This window comes from Amycolatopsis heterodermiae, assembly GCF_034929455.1.
Classification (GTDB): Bacteria; Actinomycetota; Actinomycetes; order Mycobacteriales; family Pseudonocardiaceae; genus Amycolatopsis; species Amycolatopsis heterodermiae.
Genome location: NZ_JAYFSI010000009.1, coordinates 24398 through 45033, shown reverse-complemented (window position 1 = coordinate 45033; position 20636 = coordinate 24398). Strand labels below are relative to the sequence as shown.

The following is a 20636-nucleotide window of genomic DNA, read 5'->3' as shown; positions in this document are numbered from 1 at the left end:
CTGATCCCGAACGAACGGGAGGTGAGCGTGGGCGAGAGCAGTGAGGTCCCGGCCCTGCGCCGCGGGCTGGCGGTGCTGCGGCTCCTGGCGACCCGCCCGGGCCCGGTCACGGCGTCGGCGATCGCCCGCGAAGCCGGACTCCCCCGCTCGACGACGTACCACCTGCTCAACGAGCTGGAGGCCGCCGGTTTTGTCGTGCACCTGCCCGCGGAACGCCGCTACGGCCTGGGCATCGCGGCGTTCGAGCTGGGCTCGGCGTACCTGCGCCACGACCCGCTCGAGCGGCTGGCCGGGCCGTTGCTGCGCAAGCTCGTCGATCGCGCCGGGCACACCGCGCACCTCGGCGTGCTGCACGGCAACGAGTCGCTCTACCTGATCAAGGAACGCCCGGCCCGCCCGGAGACGCTGGTGACCGAGGTCGGCGTCCGGCTGCCGGCCCAGCTGACGGCGTCCGGCCGCGCGATCCTCCGGCACCTGCCCGCCCCGCACGTCCGGGCGCTGTTCCCGTCGGCCTCGACGTTCGTGCTCCGCACCGGCCGCGGCCCCCGCACGCTGGCCGAACTCCGCCGCACGCTGACCGCGGAACGCCACCTCGGCTGGTCGATCGAAGACGGCCACGTCACGGACGGCTTCGCCTCGGTGGCCTGCCCGGTCTTCGACCACGGCGCCCGCCCACTGGCCGCGATCAGCGTGACCTTGCGCCATCACTGCACGTCGGAGCCGTGCGAAGAAACGTGGCCGGAGCTGGCGGCCGAGGTCGCGGCCACAGCGTCGGAGCTGACCACCCGCATCGGCGGCCACCCCGGCTGACCGCCACCCGGAGTCACCGGGCTGGTGCGATCGGGGCAACTGTCACCGAACGCCTCGATTCCACTCCGCTCAGTGATTACCGTGGCTCACAACGGTTTCGGGGGCACGAGGGGAACCGGCGGATGGACGACGTGGTGGCATCCCGGCGCCCGGGGCACCGATGGTGACCCGGGTGGGTTTCGGCGCGGTGCTGGCCGTCGCCGAGTTCCGCGCGATGTGGACCGCCGAGCTGCTGTCGATCTGCGGTGACCAGCTCGCCCGCGTCGCGCTCGCCGTCCTGGTGTTCCAGCGGACCGACTCGGCCGCGCTGACCGGCCTGACCTACGCCCTCACCTACGTCCCGTCGCTGCTCGGCGGGGTCCTGCTGGCCGGCGCGGGCGACCGGTGGCCCCGCCGCGACGTCATGATCGTCTCCGACCTGGCCCGCGCCGCGCTGGTCGCCGTCATCGCGATCCCCGGCGTCCCGCTGTGGGTGCTCTGCGTGCTGGTCGCGGTGATGACGATGCTGGGCGGGCCGTTCAAGGCGGCGCAGCAGGCGCTGCTGCCGTCGGTCCTCGAAGGCGAGCGCTACCTGGTCGGGATGGCCCTGCGGAACGTGACGATCCAGGGCGCGCAGCTGGCCGGGTTCGCCGGCGGCGGGCTGCTGATCACGGCCCTCGCCCCGACGGCGGCCCTCGCCCTGGACGCCGTGACCTTCCTGCTGTCGGCCGCGCTGCTGGCGTCCGGTGTCCGACGACGTCCGGCCGTGGCCACCACGACGACGACCGGCGGCCGCACCTGGCTCGTGTCGACGACGGCCGGCGCCCGGCTGATCTGGCGGGACCCGGCGCTGCGGACGCTGGTGGCGCTGAACTGGCTGGCCGGGTTCTACATCGTCCCGGAGGCGCTGGCCGCGCCGTACGCGGCGGGCATCGGCGCGGGCGCGACGCTGGTCGGGCTGATCATGGCCGCCGACCCGGCCGGCAGCGTGCTCGGCGGGTTCGCCTTCGGCAAGTGGATCCCGGAAGCCACGCAGGTCCGGCTGCTCGGCTGGCTGGGGATCGCGGCCGGGCTGCCGCTGGTCGTGTTCGTCGTGCGGCCGGGGCTGGTCCCGGCGGTGGTGCTGCTGGCCGCGTCCGGGTTACTGGCGACCGGCTACAACATCCAGGGCACGGTCTCGTTCATGCGGCGGGTGCCGGACGAGCACCGCGCGCAGTGCGCCGGCGTGAACTCGGCCGGGCTGATCACCGTGCAGGGTGTCGGCGCCGCGGCCGCGGGCGTGCTGGCCGACGTGCTGAGCCCGGCGCACACCATCGCGCTGGCCGGGGCGGCGGGGGCCGCCGTGGCCGTGCCGATCGCGAGGGCGTGGCGCCGGGTCCGGCTGCTCGGCTCGGAGGAGGAGCGATGACATCAGTTGTCGCGACCGCACATGGCGCGCCTCCTTTCGCCGGCTCGACCGGTACCGCCTCCGTCACCGGGCGGACACCATGAGTATGCGCGGCGGGGCCGCCCCGCGCGCTGTCTTCGTGCCGCCGACGCGGTGGGCGCTCTGGCGGCAGGGCCCGCGCGTGATCACGTATTACCTGGTCAGCGAGACACTGGCGGTGGTGCTGACGCTGCGGCCGTCGCCGATCGAGGTCGACCGCCGGACCGTCGCGATCCTCGGCGTGCTGCTGGCGCTCGGGGTGCTGCAGTCGGAGACGGGCCGCCGGGTCGAGCGGATCCGCCGCCGCGTGGCGAGCACACCGCACATCAACATGACGTCGGTGTGGACGTTCGCCGGAGTGCTGCTGCTCCCGCCGCCGCTGCTCGCGGTGCTGGTCACGGGCCTGTACCTGCACCTGGCGATGCGCAGCTGGTACCGGCTGCAGCGCGTCCCGGCGTCGCGGACGGTCAGCAACGCGGCGATCATCCTGCTGTCCTGCTACGCGGCTCAGGGGGTGCTGCGACTGGCGGGTCTCGACGACGTCCGTTCGGCGATGACGCACGGCTGGGCGGGCACGTTCGCGGTGGCCGCGGCCGGCGTGACGTTCTTCGTGGTGAACGCCCTGCTGGTGCTCCCGGCCCGCCGCGAGATCGGCCGGACCCCGGAGGCGCTGTTCGGCACGTGGGCGGACAACGGCCTGGAGGTGGCGACGCTCTGCCTGGGCGCGTTGAACGCGCTGGCGGTGGCGACGTTGCCGGGCCTGGTGGTGCTGGTCCTGCCGCCGCTGCTGTTGCTGCACCGGACGGTGCTGGTCAGGCAGCTGGAGGTGGCGGCCCACCGCGACGACAAGACCGGCCTGTACAACACGAGCGGCTGGCACGCCCTGGCCGAACGCACCTTGGCGGGCGCGGCCCGCCAGCGCGGCACGTTCGGCCTCCTGATGCTGGACCTGGACCACTTCAAGCAGGTGAACGACACGCACGGCCACCTGGCGGGCGACGCGGTCCTCCGCGCGGTGGCCGAAGCGATCATCGCGGCCGTCCGCGGCCGAGGCGACGCGGTCGGCCGCTTCGGCGGCGAGGAGTTCGTGGTCCTGCTACCCGGCATCGCCCACCAGGACATCGCCCCGGTGGCCGAGCGCATCCGCAGGGCGATCAGCGCCCTGACCGTCCCGGTGGGTCAGCTGAAGGTGACGGGCCTGTCGGTGTCGATAGGCATAGCCGCATACCCCACGGCGGGAACGGTCCTGCAGAGACTGCTGGACGCCGCGGACACCGCCCTTTACCACGCAAAAGCCACCGGGAGGAACAAGGTGGTCCACGTAGCGGACCTGGTCTAGCGAATGATCATGAGGCCCGAACGAACCGGCGCCGCCCGGAAGAGGCATCAAGCCCCAACATAGCGAGCAGCTCAGCACACTCGGTCACATCCGACGAGTGCCCGGCAACAGTGATAACAGCTTTGTCGTTCTGCTCAGCAAGCCGTTCGGCTTCCTCAGCCCGGATAACACCCATCCGGCTGTCTTCGTCGTTGGCGGTGGAGCTGCCATTGGATCGGGCCCAGGTCATCTGGCACCTACTTCCGGCACGGGCATCCCCGGCCGAGACCGACCGAGAACCCACAACCATTCGTCGACCCACAGCATGACACCCCGAGTGAAATCACCCACAAGGAGGCCCCCCACAACACCCCCCGTAACCACCCGGCCACAACCCAAACTGGCCGCGATAAGGCCCCAGGAAAGATCGACAACAGACCCTGATGAGACCCACTGTCGAGGCGGAGGTGTGGACGGAGGACGGGAGGTGGAGCCCCAGACACATGGTGGGAACCGGGTGGGTGCGAAGCCCAGGAAGGCGAGGTGACGCTGACTGGGGACGCGGCCAAGGCCAGCGGAGCGAACCAGGCCAGGGCGGAGTCCAGGCACCAAGTGGGTAGGGGCCGCGGAGCAGACACGCGGAGCGATGCGGGACAAGACCCAGGCACCCGGAGCGAACCGGGCCAGGCGGAGCCCGGACACGAGGAAGAAAGCGCGCAACGAACAGAGCCCACACGAACTGCGACGCAGGACAGAGGCGAGGCGGGCCGAGGGTCGCGAGCTAGTCCCAGACATGCGGAGCGACCTGGGATTAGGGCAGAGCCCGAACACGACATGCGAACCGTAGCCAGGGGCGGCACCCCCGGCACGAGACGGGAAGCAAGGCAGAGGCTAGGCACGCGGACCGAGGCGAGGGTCCGGCTACGACATGCGGACCGTGACCAGGGGCGGAGCCCCCGGCACGAGGTGGGGAAGCAGAGCCAGTGCGGTGTTCAGGAACACGGGCGAAGCGAGGTCGGGGCGAAACCCAGGCACAAGGAGCGGCACGGGCCACGAGAGGCAAGGTCGGAGCCCAAGCACGACGGGTGAATCAGGCCAGGGCACAAGGGGCCGAAACTGGCCCGGGCGGAGAACCCGTAGCAAGGAGCAAACACGGCCCGGCGGAGCCAAGGGTGCGCGAGCGGGTCACGGCGGCCGCGATCACAGGCCTCGGCGCGACGGTGGAGTCCGGGTTCGACCTGACCACCGGGCCGACCCGGGGTGGCGAAGCAGGGGCAAGGGGCGAAGCCCCAGGTCAGAGAAGCGAAGCGTCAGGCGAACGGGCGAAGCCCATGAGCCCAGTCCCGAGAAAGCGAAGCGGGGGCAAGGGGCGAAGCCCCAAGCAGGAGGGGCGAAGCCCAAGGGCGAAAGGGCGAAGCCCATGAGCCCCAAATCCCGAAACAGGGGCGAAGCCCCGAACGGGGGTCCAGGGGGGCGAAGCCCCCCTGGCGGGGGTCTGGGGGTTCGACCCCCAGAGACGATGAACGAAACGAAGAGAAGGCCCAAGCCCCGAAGGGGCGAGGGCCTTCTCGAAGTGGAGGTGCCGGGAATTGAACCCGGGTCCTCTGGCGTATCGACAGGACTTCTCCGTGCGCAGTCCGCTTCGTCTCTACTCGACCCCTTCAATCACGCGAACAAGCTGAAGTGACGGGCCCAGCCACTGTTTGCTTCACGGCAGGTCCCCGTGGCCGGGACTGCCGCTGAGCCTCCTAGCTGATGCCGGTACCCGGGGCGGAGGCACACCCGGGCCGACAGAGACGCACTCGCTCAGGCGGCGAGGGCGTACTCGCGCTGATTGGAATCGGCGCTTATTCGATTGCGATGACGCTTACGGTGGTCTCTCGCCTGCACCGGCACGCTTCTCCTGACTCAACGTCCAAAGTCGAAACCGTTCACCCCCTTGGTGGGACACAACCTGTACATCATAACGCGTGGCGCCACTCGGTTACTCCCCGCCGGGGTAGGGCCAGCCCTACCGGTGGGATGCCCGCGCGCACCATGTCGGACGCGCTCCGGAAACGCGAGGCTGGGAGCCATCGTGGGATGAAGGGAGCCAGGTCATGGCTAGCGAGAGGCGGGATCCGCCGTTCGGCGGTTCGGTGGTGTTCCTGCTGATGAACCTGCCGTTGGGGGTGGCGGCGTTCACGGTGCTGACGTCGTTCACGGCGGCCGGTCTGGGGACGGCCGTGGTGTGGGTGGGTGTCGGCCTGCTGGCGTTGCTGGTGCTCGCGGTGCGGGGTGCCGCGCGGATGGAGCGGGCGCGGGTGTACGCGCTGCTGGACCGGTACATCGATCTGCCGTACCTGCCGCTGCCCGCCGGCAAGCAGTCGCTGCGGTGGAAGGCGCGGTTGAAGGACACGTCGACGTGGCGTGACCTGCTGTACTTCTTCGTGTTGTTCCCGCTGGGGCTGATCGAGTTCACGCTGGTGACGGCGTTCTGGTCGACGAGCCTGGCGCTGGCCGGGCTGCCGATCTACTTCCGGTGGCTGCCGGGTGGGGCGTACTACTTCCCGTCGGACGATCTGCGCTGGCTGACCGTGGACTCGACGGTCGAAGCGCTACCGTGGGCGGCGCTGGGGGTGTTGTTCATCGCGTTGTCGGTGGCGCTGACGAGAGCGCTGGCGGGGACGCACGCCCGGCTCGCGAACGCGCTGCTGGGCCCGACGGTGGCTCAGCGCCGTCGGATGGAGCGCTGGTGGGAAGACGCGGAAGAGAAGAACCTGGTGGCGGGATGAGCTCCGAGCAACAGCAGCTGGACCACCCGCGGCCGCACCCGGCCCGGACGATCGGGTACATGATCCTGAGCTTCTTCTTCCGGATCCTGCAGTTCGTGCTGATCGTGACCGGGATTTCGGTGGGTGTCGGCACGGCGGTGGTGTGGGTCGGGTTCCCGATCCTGCTGGCGACGACGAGTTTCGTCCGCTGGTCGGCGGATCGGGAGCGGAGCTGGGCCGGGACGATGCTGCGGGTGCCGCTGCCGCCGGTGGAGCGACGGCCGTACGAAGAGGGCCAGCCGCTGCTGCGGCGGTGGATGGTGCGGCTGAGCGACCCGACGACGTGGCGGGACCTGGCGTACCTGATGGCGGCGTTCCCGCTGGCGTGCGTGGAGGTCGGGATCGCGCTGGCGTCGATCGTGCTGCTGCCGATGGCGGTGTGGGTGACGCCGTGGCTGGGCTGGCTGCACGGGGAGCTGGCGATCGCGTTGCTGGGCCCGAACCGCACGAAGCGGCTGGAGCAGAAGGCCGAGCGGCTGCAGGCGTCGCGGGCGCGGGGTGTCGACGCGGCCGAGGCGGAACGTCGCCGCATCGAGCGTGACCTGCACGACGGCGCGCAGCAGCGGCTCGTGGCCGTCGCGATGAGCCTGGGCCGGGCGAAGTCGAAGTTCGACCACGACCCCGAAGGGGTGCGGGAGCTGATCGACGAGGCGCACGCGGACGCGAAGCTCGCGGTCTCGGAGCTGCGGGACCTGGCGCGCGGGATCTACCCGGCGGTGCTGGGCGACCGTGGCCTGGACGCGGCGTTGTCGGCGCAGGCGGCGAAGTCGCCGATCCCGGTGGACGTCACGGTGGACGTGAACCCGCGGCCGCCGGCGGCGGTGGAGACGACGGCGTACTTCATCGTCGGCGAGACCCTGACGAACATCGCGAAGCACTCCGGCGCGACCGAAGCGGGCGTGAAGGTGTGGCGGACCGACAACCACGTCGTCGTCGAGATCACCGACAACGGCCACGGCGGCGCCGAGGTGCGTCCCGGCGGCGGGCTGGCCGGGCTGGCCGACCGCGCCGCGACGATCGACGGCGTGATCACCGTGGTCAGCCCCCTCGGCGGCCCGACCGTAATCCGGGCTGACCTCCCCTGTGAATGGTGAATAGGCTGGACCCCGTTCATCCACGAACCTGGGGGCCGGATGCGGGTAGTCATCGCCGAGGACGCCGTGCTGCTGCGGGCCGGGGTGACCCGCCTGCTCGCCGACGAGGGCATCGAGACTGTCGCGGCCGTCGACAACGGGGACGACCTGCTCGGCGCGGTCCAGGAACACCGTCCTGACCTGGCGATCGTCGACGTGCGCATGCCCCCGACGTTCACCGACGAGGGCCTGCGCGCGGCCCTCGCGGCGCGCAAGGAGCTGCCGGGCCTGCCGGTCCTGGTGCTTTCGCAGTACGTCGAGGAGTCGTACGCGGTCGAGTTGCTCTCGGGCGGCGCCGGCGGGGTCGGCTACCTGCTGAAGGAGCGCGTGGCGGACGTCGCGGACTTCCTCGACGCGGTCCGCCGGGTGGCCAACGGCGGCACGGCGATCGACCCGGACGTCATCGCCCAGCTGATGGCCCGCGGCCGCCGCAACCCGCTGGACGCCCTGACCGCCCGCGAATCCGAGGTCCTCGGCCTGATGGCCCAGGGCCTCTCGAACACGGCGATCGCGAACTCGCTCGTGGTGTCGCACGGCGCGGTGGAGAAGCACATCGGCAACATCTTCTCGAAGCTCGGCCTGGAGGCCAGCGCGGAGGAGCACCGTCGCGTCCGTGCTGTCCTGACCTATCTCGGCCGCTGAGCGGACGTTCGGTGACCAAAAGTCCCGTAAGGTGGACGCTGGGTCACCCGTTCTGACGGCGGCGCCTTCGAGTCCGCTCACCTACCATGAGCGGACCCGCAGGAGAGAGGAGCGCGCGGATGTCCGACGAAACCCGCTGCGTCCGCTTCTTCGGCGGTCCGCTCGACGGCCGGGTCCAGGAGCTCGGGGACGCCGAGCCGGTGCCCGGCACCGTCATCCGGCACATCCACCTGCACGCCGGCCCGAAGATCGAGACGCGCTACGAGCTCGGCCTCACCGAGGACGGCTGGGAGTACCGGGTCGCCGCGCCTTCGCGCAGCGAGGCCGAACCCGACGGCATCCGGGAATCCTGAGGCCGTCCGGCGGTAGGGAGAACCCCCGCACGCCGCGGGGGTGAACAGGACCCCGAAGAGGGCGGTCAGCACCGCTGTTCCAGCAGGTCGAAGCGGCCAAGCTCTACTGCATGGAAACAAGCCAGGGGGTCGCACGAGGCGGCCGGGACAGGTTTCTCGACGTCGTCCGGGCGGGGGCCATCCTCGCCGTCATCACCCAGCACTGGGTCATGCCGGTGCTCTCCTACTCCGACGGCAATCTCGCCACCGGCAACGCGCTGGCGACGCCGGGCTGGTGGGTCGTCACCTGGCTGTCGCAGGTGATGCCGCTGGTCTTCTTCGCCGGCGGCGCCGCCAACCTCATCTCGCTGCGCCGCGCCGAGTCGCCGCGCAAGTGGCTCGCCGCGCGGATCCGGCGCCTGATGGTGCCGGTGCTGCCGCTGATGGCGGTCTGGCTGGTCGTGCCGGACTTCCTGCGCGGCATGGGGGTTCCGCCGCAGCCGTTGCAGGTCGGCAGCGCGATCGCCGCGCAGCTGCTGTGGTTCCTCGCGGTGTACGTCCTGGTCGTGCTGCTCACGCCGGTGATGGTCGCCGCACACCGCCGCTGGGGCCTGAAGGTGCCGCTGGTGATGGCCGTGGCGGGCGTGCTCGTCGACGTCGCGCGCTTCAACGACCTCGGCTACATCGGTTACGCCAACGCGATCTTCGTCTGGGTCGCGGTGCACCAGCTCGGCTTCCACTACGTCGAAGGCCGCCTCGGTTCGCTGACCCGCCGCGGCGCGCTGACGCTGTCGGCCGCCGGCTTCGGCATCACCGCGCTGATGGTCGCGTTCGGCCCCTACCCGGCCAGCATGATCGGCATGCCCGGGGCGCCGGTGTCGAACATGAGCCCGCCGACCGTGCTGCTCGCCTTCCTCGCCGTCGGCCAGATCGGCCTGCTGCTCGCCTTCCGCCCGCAGCTCAACGCGCTGGCCGAGCGGCCGGGCATCGGGAACGCGCTCAGCTGGCTCGGCGCGCGGTTCATGAGCGTCTACCTGTGGCACATGCCGGCGCTGATCGTGGTGGCGGGCGTCACGGTCTACGGCCTCGGCTACGAAACCCCCGCGCCGGGCACGGTGCTCTGGCTGGTCATGGCGCCCGCGTGGTTCGCCGTGTGCGGCATGGTCCTGCTGGGCCTGCTGCGGCTGTTCGCCCACTTCGAGACGCAGCGCGACGCCTTCGCCGTCACCGCGAAGCTGCCGCAGCTGATCGTGGCCGGGCTGATGGTGTCGGGTGGCCTGCTCGGCCTCGCCGCCCACGGCTTCGCGCCGCTTTCGGACGGGATCGCGCACGGCCCGGTGCCGTGGGTGGTGCTCGCGACGGCCGGGTTCCTGTTGGCGGGCAAGCACATCCCGGTGACGGACCTGGGCACCCGGCTGCTGGGCCGCGCGGTCGCCGTCACGGAACGGGCCACCGTCAGGCGGTGAGCAACCGCAGCGGGGTGTCGTGCAGGACGGCCCGCAGGAACGGCTCCCCCAGGCGATCGTCGGCTGCCCAGCCGGCGATCGCCTGCAGCTGTGTCGCGTAGGAGTACGGGATGTTCGGGAAGTCGGTGCCCAGCACGACGCGGTCGGCGACGTCCGCCAGCCGCGACGTCCAGTCCGGCGGCAACGGCGACATCGCCTCGGCGAACGGCACCCCGACCATCGTCGTGTCGAGGTGCACCCGCGGGTACTTCGCGAGCAGGTCGAACGCGGCGCCGAACTCCGGCATCGCCGAGTGCGCCAGCACCGCCGTCAGGTTCGGGTGCCGCTCCAGGACTTCTTCGAACACCTGCAACCCGGTGAAGTCGCCCCGCAACGGACCGTGTCCACAGTGGACGACCACGGGCACGCCCGCGTCGGCCAGCGCGCCCCAGACCGGCGTCAGCTGCGGGTCACGCGGGTCGTACGCGCCGACCTGGACGTGCGCCTTGAAGACACGAGCACCCGCCCGCAGCGCACTGTCCACAGCGGACCCCGCGCCCGGCTCGGGGTAGAACGTCCCGGTCGGCACGGCGTCCGGGACGCGCGCGGCGAATTCCAGCGCCCACTCGGTCAGCCACTGCGCCATTCCCGGCTTGTGCGGGTAGACGAGCGGCGCGAACCGCGTCACGCCGAGGGTCTTCAGCGTGGCGATCCGGTCCTGCTCGTCGGTGCGGTAGTGCACCGGCCACTCGGTGCCGTAGTGCGTGGTGGCCCGGTCGAAGTACGCCCAGACCTTGTCCATCACCGGTTTCGGCAGGAAGTGGACGTGCAGGTCGACCAGGCCCGGCAGGCCGAGCGAAGACGTCCAGCGTGCGACGTCGGCGTCGTCGGCAGGCCCGGCCGTCACTCCGTGAACCGGCCCTTCAGCGCGCGCCCCATCGCCTTGCTGATGTCCCGCTCGGCGTCCCGCTTGGCCAGCGTCTGCCGCTTGTCGTAGGCCTTCTTGCCCTTCGCCAGCGCGATTTCGACCTTGACCTTGCCGTCCTTGAAGTACATCGACAGCGGTACCAGCGAGAGCCCGCTCTCCTTGGTCTTGCCGATGAGCTTCTCGATCTCCCGCCGGTGCAGCAGCAGCTTCCGGGTGCGCCGCGGGGTGTGGTTGGTCCACGTGCCCTGCGTGTACTCCGGGATGTGCACGTTGCGCAGCCAGACTTCGCCGTCGTCGACGGTCGCGAACGCGTCCGCCAGGGACGCCTTGCCCTCGCGCAGGCTCTTCACCTCGGTGCCGACGAGCACGAGACCGCACTCGTAGGTGTCGAGAATGGAGTAATCGTGCCGCGCCTTGCGGTTCGACACGATCACCTTCTGGCCACGTTCCTTGGGCATACGACCACTCTACGTGATTCTCGAAACGACGAGCAGCTGGTTAAACCTAGTGCCGCACGTACAGGCGCAGCGTGACGTAACCGGTGAGCGCGGAGATCACCACGGACACCCCGAGCAGGATCGGCGCGACCGGGAACAGCAGCTCCAGCATGGTGATCTTCGGGAACACGTCGCCGGTGAACACCGAGTCGAGGAAGCTCGCCTTGGTGAGCACCAGCATGATGATCCCGAGGACCGCGCCGACCACGCCGGCGACCACCGCCTCCAGGAGGAACGGCAGCTGCGTGTACCAGCGCGTCGCGCCGACCAGCCGCATGATGCCGACCTCGGTGCGCCGGGTGAACGCGGACACCTGGATCGTGTTCGCGATCAGCAGCAGCGCGGCGATGGCCATGATGAGCGCGGCACCGAAGGCCATGTTGCGGACACCGTTGAAGGCGTTGAACACGCGGTCGAGGAACTTCTTCTGGTCGTCGACCTTCCGCACGCCCGGCTTGGTGCTGTAGGCCTGCACGATCGACTCGCTGCGGTCCGGGTCCTTCAGCTTCACGTGCAGCGAAGCGGGCAGCGACTCGGGCCCGGTGAGGGCGACCAGCTCCGGCTGGCTCTCGAAGATCTTCTTGAACCGGTCGAAGGCCTGGTCGCGGTTCTCGAACACGACCGACTCGACGCCGTCGTTGCCCTGCAGGTCCGAGCGCAGCGACTGGCACAGCGACTGGGTGCAGTTCTTGTCGTTCGCGCTGATGTCGTCGGTGAGGTAGACCGAAACCTCGACGTCGGCGAGGAAGTTGGACTTCATCTTGTCGATCGTCCGCACGGCCAGCAGGCCGCCGCCGAGCATGGCGAGCGACACGGCCGTGGTCAGCATCATCGCGATGGTCATCGTGATGTTCCGGCGCAGGCCGGTGATTACCTCACTGAAGACGAAACTGGCGCGCATGTCGGGTGCAGGTCCTTGGGGTCGGGGGCGTGCGGGGGTGGGCGGTCAGCGGCCGATGCCGTAGACGCCGCGGGCGTCGTCGCGGACCACCCGGCCGAGCTGCAGCTCGACGACGCGGCGCCGCATGGAGTCCACGATGCCGTGGTCGTGGGTCGCCATCAGGACGGTCGTGCCGGTGCGGTTGATCCGCTCCAGCAGCAGCATGATGTCCTGGCTGGTGTCGGGGTCCAGGTTCCCGGTCGGCTCGTCGGCGAGCAGCACCAGCGGCCGGTTCACGAACGCGCGCGCGATCGCGACGCGCTGCTGCTCACCACCGGAGAGCTCGTTGGGCAGCCGGTCCGCCTTGCCGTCGAGGCCGACGAGCTCGAGCACCTCGGGGACGACCTTCTTGATGGTCGGGCCGGGCTTGCCGATGACCTCGAGGGCGAACGCGACGTTCTCGGCCACGGTCTTGTTGGCCAGCAGGCGGAAGTCCTGGAAGACGCAGCCGATGGTCTGCCGCAGGCGGGGGACCCGGCGGCGGGCCAGCTTGGCGACGTCGAAGTTGGACACCATCACGCGGCCCTTGCTCGGCGTCTCTTCGCGCAGCAGCAGCCGGAGGAAGGTCGACTTCCCCGATCCCGAAGGACCGATGAGGAAGACGAACTCACCCTTTTCGATGTCGACGGACACCCGCTCGAGCGCGGGCCGCGTCGAGGTCTTGTAGACCTTGGAAACCTCTTCGAGCCGGATCACGATTCGGCATACTACCCACCGGTCTCGTGAAGCCCCGGTTGCCTGTGCCACCCGGGTGGAGCAAGGGGCGTTTGCGCACGGTGAGCGGTCGCGCGAACACCCCTTGCGCCGTTAAACGGCCGCCGACTGCTTCCGCCAGCGGATGCCGGCGTCGAGGAAGCCGTCGATCTCGCCGTCGAGCACCGCCGACGGGTTGCCGACCTCGAAGTCGGTCCGGAGGTCCTTGACCATCTGGTACGGGTGCAGCACGTAGGAGCGCATCTGGTTGCCCCAGCTGGAGCCGCCGTCCTTGAGCGCGTCCATCTCGGCGCGCTCTTCTTCCTTCTTGCGCAGCATCAGCCGGGCCTGGAGGACCTTCAGCGCGGCGGCCTTGTTCTGCAGCTGCGACTTCTCGTTCTGGCAGGAGACGACGATGCCGGTCGGCAGGTGCGTGATGCGCACCGCGGAGTCGGTCGTGTTGACGCTCTGCCCGCCCGGGCCGGACGACCGGTAGACGTCGACGCGGATGTCCTTCTCCGCGATGTCGACGTGGTCGACCTCTTCGACCTCCGGCAGCACCTCGACGTGTGCGAAGGAGGTCTGGCGGCGGCCCTGGTTGTCGAACGGCGAGATCCGGACGAGCCGGTGGGTGCCCTGCTCGACCGAGAGGGTGCCGTAGACGTAGGGCGCGGTCACCGTGAACGTCGCCGACTTGATGCCCGCCTCTTCGGCGTAGGAGATGTCGTAGACGTTGGTCGGGTACCCGTGGCGCTCGGCCCAGCGCATGTACATGCGGAGCAGCATCTCGGCGAAGTCCGCGGCGTCGACGCCGCCGGCCTCGGAGCGGATGGTGACGACGGCGTTGCGGTCGTCGTACTCGCCGGAGAGCAGGGTGCGGACCTCGAGGCCGTCGATGGCCTTGCCCAGTTCGGCCAGCTCGCTCTCGGCCTCACCCATGCTGCCGGCGTCACCCTCGTCCCCGGCGAGCTCGTACAGCACGCCGAGGTCGTCGAGCCGCTGGCGCAGTTCACCGACCCGCCGCAGCTCGCTCTGCCGATGGGACAGCTGGCTCGTCACCTTCTGCGCCGCCTCCGGGTCGTCCCAGAGGTTGGGGCTCGAAGCCTGCTTCTCCAAGTCGGCCACTTGCGCGCGCAAAGCGTCGAGGTCCATCACCGACTCGATCTGCGTCAGCTTGCCGGTCAGGTCCTTCAGCGCCGCGTCGAACTCATCACTCACGTTTGTCGAGGTTACGGCAAAACCCACGACCGGTCGCGAGCACCGGTCGTGGGCGGTCGAACCTCAGGCCGACGGGATGGCGTCGAGCAGCTTCAGCGCGGCCTTGGCCTGAGCCTGGGCGAACTCGGCGACGGCCTTTTCGTAAGGCCCTTCGGCCGACTTCGTGGCCGTCTTCGCGTCGTCGAGCTGCTGGCCGTAGCTGGTGCGGGCCGTCTCGAGGAGCGACACGCGCTGCTTCGCGGTCAACGACCCGGCGTGCACGAGCCGCAGGATCAGCGGGCTGCGCAGGTGGTCGGGACCGGCCTCGGACGTCAGCCAGGCCTTGAAGGCCTTCTTGCCGGCCGCGGTGATCAGGTACTGCTGGCTGGAGCGCGGGCCCTGCTTGCCGAGCCGGACGAGACCTTCCTTGGACAGCGCCGGGAGCTCCCGGTACACCTGACTGCGGGTGACGCTGAAGAAGGCACCGAAGCGCTCACCGGCGCCCGCGACGAGCTGCCCACCGGTGGCGGGACCGTCGTGGAGCAGACCGAGCAGGGCGGCGGCTGTTGCATTCAATTCGGACACGTCCTCTACATTCCCACTTATCGGCGCCTGTGTCCACAGTGGTCAGCGGATCTGTCCATTGTGGCTAGTGAGATCCCCTCGTTCGGCCCAATCCGCTCTGGTCCACAGTGGACCTCGGACACGCAGCGCTACCACTGTGGCGCCACATTGGTCCGACCAGCCGCATCCGGACGGTCCTCACAACCACCAGGCAGGTGAGTTCTCGAGGCACCCCTCCCCGGCTGGCCCACTGTGGACACGCACCGCTACCACCCGAAAACAGAGTTCACATGGCGGAATCCGTAGCGATTCGACAGTTTCGCGGAAAAGTCGGCGGCGAAAGTCGTCCGAACATGACAAAAGAGGCGCGTTCCCGGTTTCCCGAGAACGCGCCTCCTGATGGTAGCGGGGACAGGATTTGAACCTGCGACCTCTGGGTTATGAGCCCAGCGAGCTACCGAGCTGCTCCACCCCGCGCCGTTGTGGTACTTGAGAAAGATTACACGGTGCGTTCAAGGCGTTTACAGGGGGGTGCCAAAGCCGCTGACCTGGGGTTATGCCTGCCCGAGCCACTGACGCGCCCCGCCGAGGACGATCTCCAGGCCGTCTTCGAACCGGTCGTCGACGTTCCGGAGCACCTCGCCGCCCGGCGCCCCGCGGTAGCGCTCGTCCAGCTGCCCCGGCATCGGGTAGACGGCCTGCTCTTCGATGGTGAACCCGACGACGAAGCTGTAGACGGTGAACAGCACCTGCCCGGCCCGGCGCTCGTCCAGCCCGGCGTCGATGCTCCGGCGGAACGGGTGCTCCCCGACCAGGCTCAGGTCGCCGAGGTAGGTCCCGGCGAAGACCTTCCCGCCGTCGCGGTGGGCCAGCATCATCCGGCGCAGGGCCCGGGCGCGGTACGCGACGGCGTCCCACTCCTCCAGCGGCTCCGGTGGCTCCCGGTCCGCGTCGGCGTACATCTGCGTCGCCATCTCGTCGAGCAGTTCCTGCTTGTTCTTCACGTGCCAGTAGAGCGCCGGCGCCTTGACCCCGAGGTCGGCGGCGATGAGCCGCAGCGTGAGCCCGTTCAGCCCGACCTCGTTGAGCAGCTTCAGCCCGGCGCGGGCGATGTCCCGCCTGGTCAGGCCCATGGTGAAGATCTCCTCAGCTCCCGCGCTTGACAGCTTAACGATGTTAAGGGCACTCTCGGGGTACGTCAATTTAACGTTGTTAAGGGGAGACCGTGAACGAGCTGACCACCGAGGTGGTGATCGCCGGAGCCGGCCCGACGGGCCTGATGCTGGCGAACGAACTGGCACTGGCCGGCGTGGACGTCGTGGTTCTGGAGCGCCTGCCGGAGCGCACGGGCCTGTCCAAGGCCCTGAACCTCCAGCCACGTACAGCGGAGGTCCTGGACCTCCGAGGCCTGCTGGGCCGAGCGGAGGAGCGATCATTCGCAACGGTGCCCGAGGGCCACTTCGCGATGATCCCGGTGAGCTACGCGAGCTGGAACACCCGCCACCCGTACCAACTGGCCATCCCCCAAGTCCAGGTGGAGGCGGCGCTGGAGGAGCGACTGGCGGAACAGGACGTCGAGGTCCTCAGAGGCCAAGCACTGACAGCGTTCACCCAGGACGCCGACGGCGTCACAGTCACCACGTCAGACACCCGGATCCGAGCGTCCTACCTGGCCGGCTGCGACGGCGGAAGAAGCACAGTCCGCAAAGCACTGGGGCTGCCGTTCGAAGGGATCGACGGCCGGGGCCACGGAGTGGTGGCGGACGTCCGGTTCGCGGCCACCCCACCGGGAGCCCAAAGCGAGTGGCGCTCGATGCGCAACATCGTCACCACGGACGGCATCGGCAAGTACACGGGCCTGATCCCGTTGTCGGAGCCGAACCTGTACCGCCTGGCCTACGGAGACCGCTTGAACCGCCCGGCAAACCTCCGAGCCGAGGTGACGGACGAAGAAGTCCGCGACGTGATCACCAAGACGTACGGCGAAGAGACGAAGGTCGAAGAGATCCGCTGGGCATCCCGCTTCGGAGACGACTCAAGACTGGCCGCAAGCTACCGAGCAGGCCGAGTATTCCTGGCCGGCGACGCAGCCCACACCCACTTCCCAGCAGGAGGCCAAGGCCTCAACCTGGGAATCCAAGACGCCATGAACCTAGGCTGGAAACTAGCAGCACAAATAAAAGGACGAGCACCACAAGGCCAACTGGACACCTACGAACAAGAACGCCGCCCAGTAGCCGAAGCAGTAATACAAAACGTAGCAGCCCAGTCAGCCCTGATCCCAGCAACCCCAGAACTACTAGCCCTACGAACAATCTTTAGAGCACTATCAGAACTCCCAGAAGCCCAACACCACTTGTCAGGCCTAGTCTCAGGCCTGAGCATCACCTACCCAAGAAAAGACAAGGACCACCCAGCAACAGGAACCCGCCTACCAGACTTCAAAACAAAAGAAGGCCACGCAAGCACCTGGTTCCACAAAGGAAAGTTCGTCCTACTGACAACCCAACCAACAGAAAAACCCCACCCAGAAGTAGAAGTAGCCCAGGTAGACGAACTCCCCTGGCACGACGTCACAAGGGCCCTAATCCGCCCAGACGGCTACGTAGCAAACACAACGGGAGAGACGAAGAGTTGGCTGGCCTGACAACGGAACCACCCGAAGGGGGGTCCAGGGGCGGCGAAGCCCCCCTGGCGGGGGTCTGGGGGTTCGACCCCCAGGGGCAAATGCGAAGGAGGGGTGTGCTGGCGCTTTCCGCCAGCACACCCCTCCCAACCTCTGTAGCGGGGACAGGATTTGAACCTGCGACCTCTGGGTTATGAGCCCAGCGAGCTACCGAGCTGCTCCACCCCGCGTCGTGTCCCCTACTTTACGCCTTGGTTTCCGGGAGGCGCAAAGCAGGGGGCCGTTGGGTAATGGACGTCACCCGCCGGGCTGGCTGGTGGGTGTCGTCGTGGGTGTTGTGGCCGGTTGTGCCTTGGCTGCCTGGTAGGCCTTCGCGGCCGCGTCGAGGGCGGCGAGGGCCGCGCCCTGGTCGGCGAAGTTGCCGGATTTCTGGGCGGCCTGGAGCTTGGTGATGGCCGATTCGATGTCGGCGGCCGCCTTGTCGAGGGCCGCGTTGCCGCCGCCGGTGTTGGGCGGGGTTGTGGTCGGCGTCGTCGTCGGGGTGGTCGTCGTGGGCTGGCCGGCTTGGGGCGGTGTGGTGGTGGCCGCTCCGGTGCCGGCGCCGAAGACCTGGTCGAGGGCTTCCTGGAGGGTGGCGCCGTAGCCGACCTTGGGTCCGTAGGAGACGAGGACGCGGGCCAGCTGCGGGTAGCTGTTCTGGTTGCGCTGCCGGATGTAGACGGGTTCGACGTAGAGGAACCCTTCGGCGACCGGCAGCGTGATCAGGTTGCCGTAGATGGGGATGACGTTGGGGTTGTTGAACAGCGTGCGGTCCTGCGCGACGCGTGGATCGCTCTGGAACCGGTTCTGGACCTGGACCGGGCCGTCGACCTGGGTCGCCCCGGTGGCCGCGCTGGGTAGCTGGAGGACGCGGATCCTGCCGTAGTCCTGCGGGTCGGAGGACACCGTCATCCAGGACGCGAGGTACTGGCGTTGGAGACCGGTCAGGGAGCTGGTCAGCTGGAACGTCGGTTTCGTCTGGCCCGGCGTGTCGGCCAGGACGTAGTAACCGGGCTGGTTGGCGGCCCCGGCCGCGGCCGGGTTGGCGCCGCCTTCGGCCGTCGGGTCCTGCGGGACGCTCCAGAAGGCCTGCTGGGAGTAGAACTCCTGCGGGTTGCTCACGTGGTAGCGGGACAGGAGCTCACGCTGGATCTTGAAGAGGTCCTCGGGGTAGCGGAAGTGGGACCGCAGGTCCGGGGAGATGTCGGAACTGGGCTTCACGAGTCCGGGGAAGACCTTCTCCCAGGCGTTGAGGACCGGTTCGTTGTCGTCGATCGAATACAGGTTCACGGTGCCGTTGAAGGCGTCGACCGTGGCCTTGACCGAGTTCCGGATGTAGTTGATGGAGCTGTTGCCCTGGCGGGCGACGCCGTTGAGGGAGTCGTTGGTGGCCGCGCCGAGCTGCGTCTGCTGCGAGTACGGGAAGTTGTTGATGGTGGTGTAGCCGTCGATGATCCACTGGATCTTGCCGTCGACGACCGCCGGGTACGGGTCGCCGTCGAGGGTCAGCCACGGCGCGACCTTGCTGACGCGCTCGCGCGGGTCGCGGTTGTACATGATCTTGGAGTTGTCGCCGATGGCGTCGGAGAACAGGATGTTGCGTTCGCCGTACTCGGCGGCGAAGGCGAGGCGGTTGAACCAGTTGTCGATCGGGACGCCGCCGGTGCCCTTGTAGGTGTAGCGGTCGGTGGCGGTGTCGTACTCGCCGGGCGCGTTGCCCGACGTGCCGCCGACGATGGCGTAGTCGGAGTCCGCGGCGGACAGCTCGCCGTAGTAGATGCGGGGTTCCTTGACCTCGATGCCGGGGGCGTTGCCGTTGGCGCCGGCGCCGGTCGGGTTCTGGGTGTCGCTGGTGGTGGCGATCGGGTAGCCGCCGTCGGAGTTGGCGTCCTTGACCGCGCGGTCGATCGTGTTGGCCGGGGCGGCGACGAAGCCGTTGCCGTGGGTGTAGACGAGGTGCTTGTTGATCCAGCTGGTCTGGTTGCCGGTCAGGCCCTCGGTCTTGATCTCCTTGGCCGCGACGATGTAGTCCTGCGTGGTGCCGCCGACGGTGTAGCGGTCGATGTCCAGCTTGGCCGGGAAGCCGTAGAAGTTCTCACGGCCGACGCGCTGGGTGAACGTGTCGGAAAGGACGTTCGGGTCGAGCAGCCGGATGTTCGACATCGTCCCGGTGTCGGCCTTGACCTCGCTCGCGGTCGCGTCGGACTTGCCCGAGTACTGCTGGTACTGGACGTCCGTCAGGCCGAACGCCTTGCGGGTGGCGTCCATGTTGCGCTGGATGGACGTCGCTTCCTTCTCGTTCGCGTTGGGCTTGACCGAGAACTGGTCGAGGATGGCGGGCCAGGCGACGCCGACCAGGATGCTCGACAGGATCAGCAGCACGAGCGCGATGGCCGGCAGCTGCAGGTTGCGCAGGAACGCGCCGGCGAAGAACGCGATCGCGCAGATCACCGAGATGCACAGCAGGATCAGCTTGGCGGGCAGCACCGCGTTCAGGTCCGTGTAGGTGGCGCCGATGAACAATGGCGCGCCCCGGTCGGACAACAGCAGGTTGTACCGGTCCAAGAAGTACTCGGCGGCCTTCAGCAGCACGAAGAGACCGACCGTGATGGCGAGCTGCGCGCGGGTCGGGCCAGCGAGCTGGCCGCCCTTGCCGGCGAGCCGGATGCCGCCGAAGACGTAGTGCGAGATCAGCGCGCCGAAGAAGGAGATGACGACGGTGATGAACAGCCAGCCGAGCAGCCAGTTCCAGAAGGGCAGGCTGAAGGCGTAGAAGCCGACGTCGTTGCCGAACTCGGGATCGGTCTGGCCGAAGGTGGTGCCGTTGAGGAACAGCTGCACGACCTGCCAGTCGCCCTGGGCGGACAGGCCGGCGATCAGGCCGGTGAGCACCGGGATGCCGATGCCGAAGAGCCGGATCCGGGCGACGATCGCCGAGCGGTAGCGCGCCAGCGGGTCGTCGGCGCCGGAGATCGGCACGAACACCGGGCGTGTGCGGTAGGCGATCATCAGGCTGATCGCGAGTGCGCCGCCGACGAGCAACCCGACGGCGAAGAACAGGATGACGCGCGTGATCACCTGGGTGGTGAACACCGACCGCGCGCCGACCTCGCCGAACCACAGCCAGTCGACGTACGTGTCCAGCAGGCGGGCCCCCAGCAACAGCGCGAGCACGATCACCGCGGCGATGATGAGGAGGATCCGGCTGCGCCGGGACAGCTTCGGCAGGCTCACCGGGGGCCGAGTCGCCACGA

The 20636-nt window shown here is 69.0% G+C and carries 18 protein-coding genes, 2 tRNA genes and 1 other RNA gene; 9 read left to right on the top strand and 12 right to left on the bottom strand.

All coding sequences use genetic code 11. The annotated features are described in order from the left end of the window. The first annotated feature begins 27 nt into the window (after positions 1 to 27). From VA596_RS32430 to VA596_RS32420, 3 genes are all read left to right on the top strand, one after another. The gene (locus VA596_RS32430; protein WP_323332023.1) at positions 28 to 810 is read left to right on the top strand and encodes an IclR family transcriptional regulator; all 783 of its coding nucleotides are present in this window, start codon (positions 28 to 30) and stop codon (positions 808 to 810) included. A 160-nt stretch (positions 811 to 970) separates the two neighbouring features. After that, positions 971 to 2197, top strand: a complete 1227-nt coding sequence (locus VA596_RS32425) for an MFS transporter (RefSeq protein ID WP_323332022.1) — start codon at positions 971 to 973, stop codon at positions 2195 to 2197. A 79-nt stretch (positions 2198 to 2276) separates the two neighbouring features. Then, positions 2277 to 3554: a GGDEF domain-containing protein gene (locus tag VA596_RS32420; RefSeq protein ID WP_323332021.1), complete on the top strand. Its 1278-nt coding sequence runs from the start codon at positions 2277 to 2279 to the stop codon at positions 3552 to 3554. A gap of 7 nt (positions 3555 to 3561) precedes the next feature. Here the strand turns inward: VA596_RS32420 and VA596_RS32415 are convergent, their stop codons facing one another. Next, a complete protein-coding gene (locus VA596_RS32415) occupies positions 3562 to 3783 on the bottom strand; it encodes a hypothetical protein (protein WP_247061315.1) in 222 nt (73 codons plus the stop codon). Positions 3784 to 5104: 1321 nt separating this feature from the next. Continuing rightward, positions 5105 to 5472, bottom strand: a transfer-messenger RNA (tmRNA) gene (gene ssrA, locus VA596_RS32410). 160 nt (positions 5473 to 5632) lie between these two features. Here ssrA and VA596_RS32405 point away from each other — a divergent pair. The 5 genes from VA596_RS32405 (at position 5633) to VA596_RS32385 (ending at position 9919) form a co-directional block, all read left to right on the top strand. Further along, entirely contained in the window at positions 5633 to 6307 is a 675-nt protein-coding gene (locus VA596_RS32405; RefSeq protein ID WP_323332020.1) for a sensor domain-containing protein, read from the top strand. Beyond that, the gene (locus VA596_RS32400) at positions 6304 to 7440 is read left to right on the top strand and encodes a sensor histidine kinase (RefSeq protein WP_323332019.1); all 1137 of its coding nucleotides are present in this window, start codon (positions 6304 to 6306) and stop codon (positions 7438 to 7440) included. Before VA596_RS32405 ends, VA596_RS32400 begins: the two co-directional genes overlap by 4 nt. Before the next feature lie 39 nt (positions 7441 to 7479). Continuing rightward, positions 7480 to 8121 carry a response regulator transcription factor gene (locus VA596_RS32395; protein WP_323332018.1) on the top strand — a complete coding sequence of 214 codons (642 nt, stop codon included), beginning with the start codon at positions 7480 to 7482 and terminating at the stop codon, positions 8119 to 8121. Positions 8122 to 8240: 119 nt separating this feature from the next. Beyond that, the gene (locus VA596_RS32390) at positions 8241 to 8474 is read left to right on the top strand and encodes a hypothetical protein (RefSeq protein WP_323332017.1); all 234 of its coding nucleotides are present in this window, start codon (positions 8241 to 8243) and stop codon (positions 8472 to 8474) included. A gap of 110 nt (positions 8475 to 8584) precedes the next feature. Next, on the top strand, positions 8585 to 9919 hold the full coding sequence (locus tag VA596_RS32385; protein ID WP_323332016.1) for an acyltransferase family protein: 1335 nt from the start codon (positions 8585 to 8587) through the stop codon (positions 9917 to 9919). Here the strand turns inward: VA596_RS32385 and VA596_RS32380 are convergent. The 8 genes from VA596_RS32380 to VA596_RS32345 all read right to left on the bottom strand — a co-directional run bounded on the left by VA596_RS32380 (position 9909) and on the right by VA596_RS32345 (position 15850). Then, complete coding sequence (locus VA596_RS32380; RefSeq protein WP_323332015.1) at positions 9909 to 10805, bottom strand: amidohydrolase family protein; 897 nt, start codon at positions 10803 to 10805, stop codon at positions 9909 to 9911. The genes VA596_RS32385 and VA596_RS32380 overlap by 11 nt on opposite strands. Then, entirely contained in the window at positions 10802 to 11284 is a 483-nt protein-coding gene (smpB, locus tag VA596_RS32375) for an SsrA-binding protein SmpB (protein WP_323332014.1), read from the bottom strand. The genes VA596_RS32380 and smpB overlap by 4 nt, the downstream gene beginning before the upstream one ends. Positions 11285 to 11330: 46 nt before the next feature. Next, the gene (gene ftsX / locus VA596_RS32370; RefSeq protein WP_323332013.1) at positions 11331 to 12224 is read right to left on the bottom strand and encodes a permease-like cell division protein FtsX; all 894 of its coding nucleotides are present in this window, start codon (positions 12222 to 12224) and stop codon (positions 11331 to 11333) included. Positions 12225 to 12269: 45 nt separating this feature from the next. Continuing rightward, entirely contained in the window at positions 12270 to 12959 is a 690-nt protein-coding gene (gene ftsE / locus VA596_RS32365; RefSeq protein WP_323332012.1) for a cell division ATP-binding protein FtsE, read from the bottom strand. A gap of 111 nt (positions 12960 to 13070) precedes the next feature. Continuing rightward, a complete protein-coding gene (gene prfB / locus VA596_RS32360; RefSeq protein ID WP_323332011.1) occupies positions 13071 to 14174 on the bottom strand; it encodes a peptide chain release factor 2 in 1104 nt (367 codons plus the stop codon). Between the two features lie 63 nt (positions 14175 to 14237). Next, positions 14238 to 14738, bottom strand: a complete 501-nt coding sequence (locus VA596_RS32355; protein ID WP_323332010.1) for a PadR family transcriptional regulator — start codon at positions 14736 to 14738, stop codon at positions 14238 to 14240. 379 nt (positions 14739 to 15117) lie between these two features. Beyond that, a tRNA-Met gene (locus VA596_RS32350) sits at positions 15118 to 15194 on the bottom strand. A 77-nt stretch (positions 15195 to 15271) separates the two neighbouring features. Continuing rightward, on the bottom strand, positions 15272 to 15850 hold the full coding sequence (locus VA596_RS32345) for a TetR/AcrR family transcriptional regulator C-terminal domain-containing protein (protein WP_323332009.1): 579 nt from the start codon (positions 15848 to 15850) through the stop codon (positions 15272 to 15274). 92 nt (positions 15851 to 15942) lie between these two features. Between VA596_RS32345 and VA596_RS32340 the strand changes: the two genes are divergently transcribed. Further along, positions 15943 to 17364 carry an FAD-dependent monooxygenase gene (locus VA596_RS32340; RefSeq protein ID WP_323332008.1) on the top strand — a complete coding sequence of 474 codons (1422 nt, stop codon included), beginning with the start codon at positions 15943 to 15945 and terminating at the stop codon, positions 17362 to 17364. A 135-nt stretch (positions 17365 to 17499) separates the two neighbouring features. On the opposite strand, the gene VA596_RS32335 is transcribed toward VA596_RS32340, so the two are convergent. Continuing rightward, positions 17500 to 17573 (bottom strand) — tRNA-Met (locus VA596_RS32335). Positions 17574 to 17640: 67 nt separating this feature from the next. After that, entirely contained in the window at positions 17641 to 20634 is a 2994-nt protein-coding gene (locus VA596_RS32330) for a UPF0182 family protein (protein WP_323332007.1), read from the bottom strand. Positions 20635 to 20636 lie beyond the last annotated feature (2 nt).

Coding starts and splice junctions, on each gene's coding strand:
- VA596_RS32425 (WP_323332022.1), top strand. CDS start 971: ATGGTGACCCGGGTGGGTTTCGGCGCGGTGCTGGCCGTCGCCGAGTTC.
- VA596_RS32420 (WP_323332021.1), top strand. CDS start 2,277: ATGAGTATGCGCGGCGGGGCCGCCCCGCGCGCTGTCTTCGTGCCGCCG.
- VA596_RS32415 (WP_247061315.1), bottom strand. CDS start 3,783: ATGACCTGGGCCCGATCCAATGGCAGCTCCACCGCCAACGACGAAGAC.
- VA596_RS32405 (WP_323332020.1), top strand. CDS start 5,633: ATGGCTAGCGAGAGGCGGGATCCGCCGTTCGGCGGTTCGGTGGTGTTC.
- VA596_RS32400 (WP_323332019.1), top strand. CDS start 6,304: ATGAGCTCCGAGCAACAGCAGCTGGACCACCCGCGGCCGCACCCGGCC.
- VA596_RS32395 (WP_323332018.1), top strand. CDS start 7,480: ATGCGGGTAGTCATCGCCGAGGACGCCGTGCTGCTGCGGGCCGGGGTG.
- VA596_RS32390 (WP_323332017.1), top strand. CDS start 8,241: ATGTCCGACGAAACCCGCTGCGTCCGCTTCTTCGGCGGTCCGCTCGAC.
- VA596_RS32385 (WP_323332016.1), top strand. CDS start 8,585: ATGGAAACAAGCCAGGGGGTCGCACGAGGCGGCCGGGACAGGTTTCTC.
- smpB (WP_323332014.1), bottom strand. CDS start 11,284: ATGCCCAAGGAACGTGGCCAGAAGGTGATCGTGTCGAACCGCAAGGCG.
- ftsX (WP_323332013.1), bottom strand. CDS start 12,224: ATGCGCGCCAGTTTCGTCTTCAGTGAGGTAATCACCGGCCTGCGCCGG.
- VA596_RS32345 (WP_323332009.1), bottom strand. CDS start 15,850: ATGGGCCTGACCAGGCGGGACATCGCCCGCGCCGGGCTGAAGCTGCTC.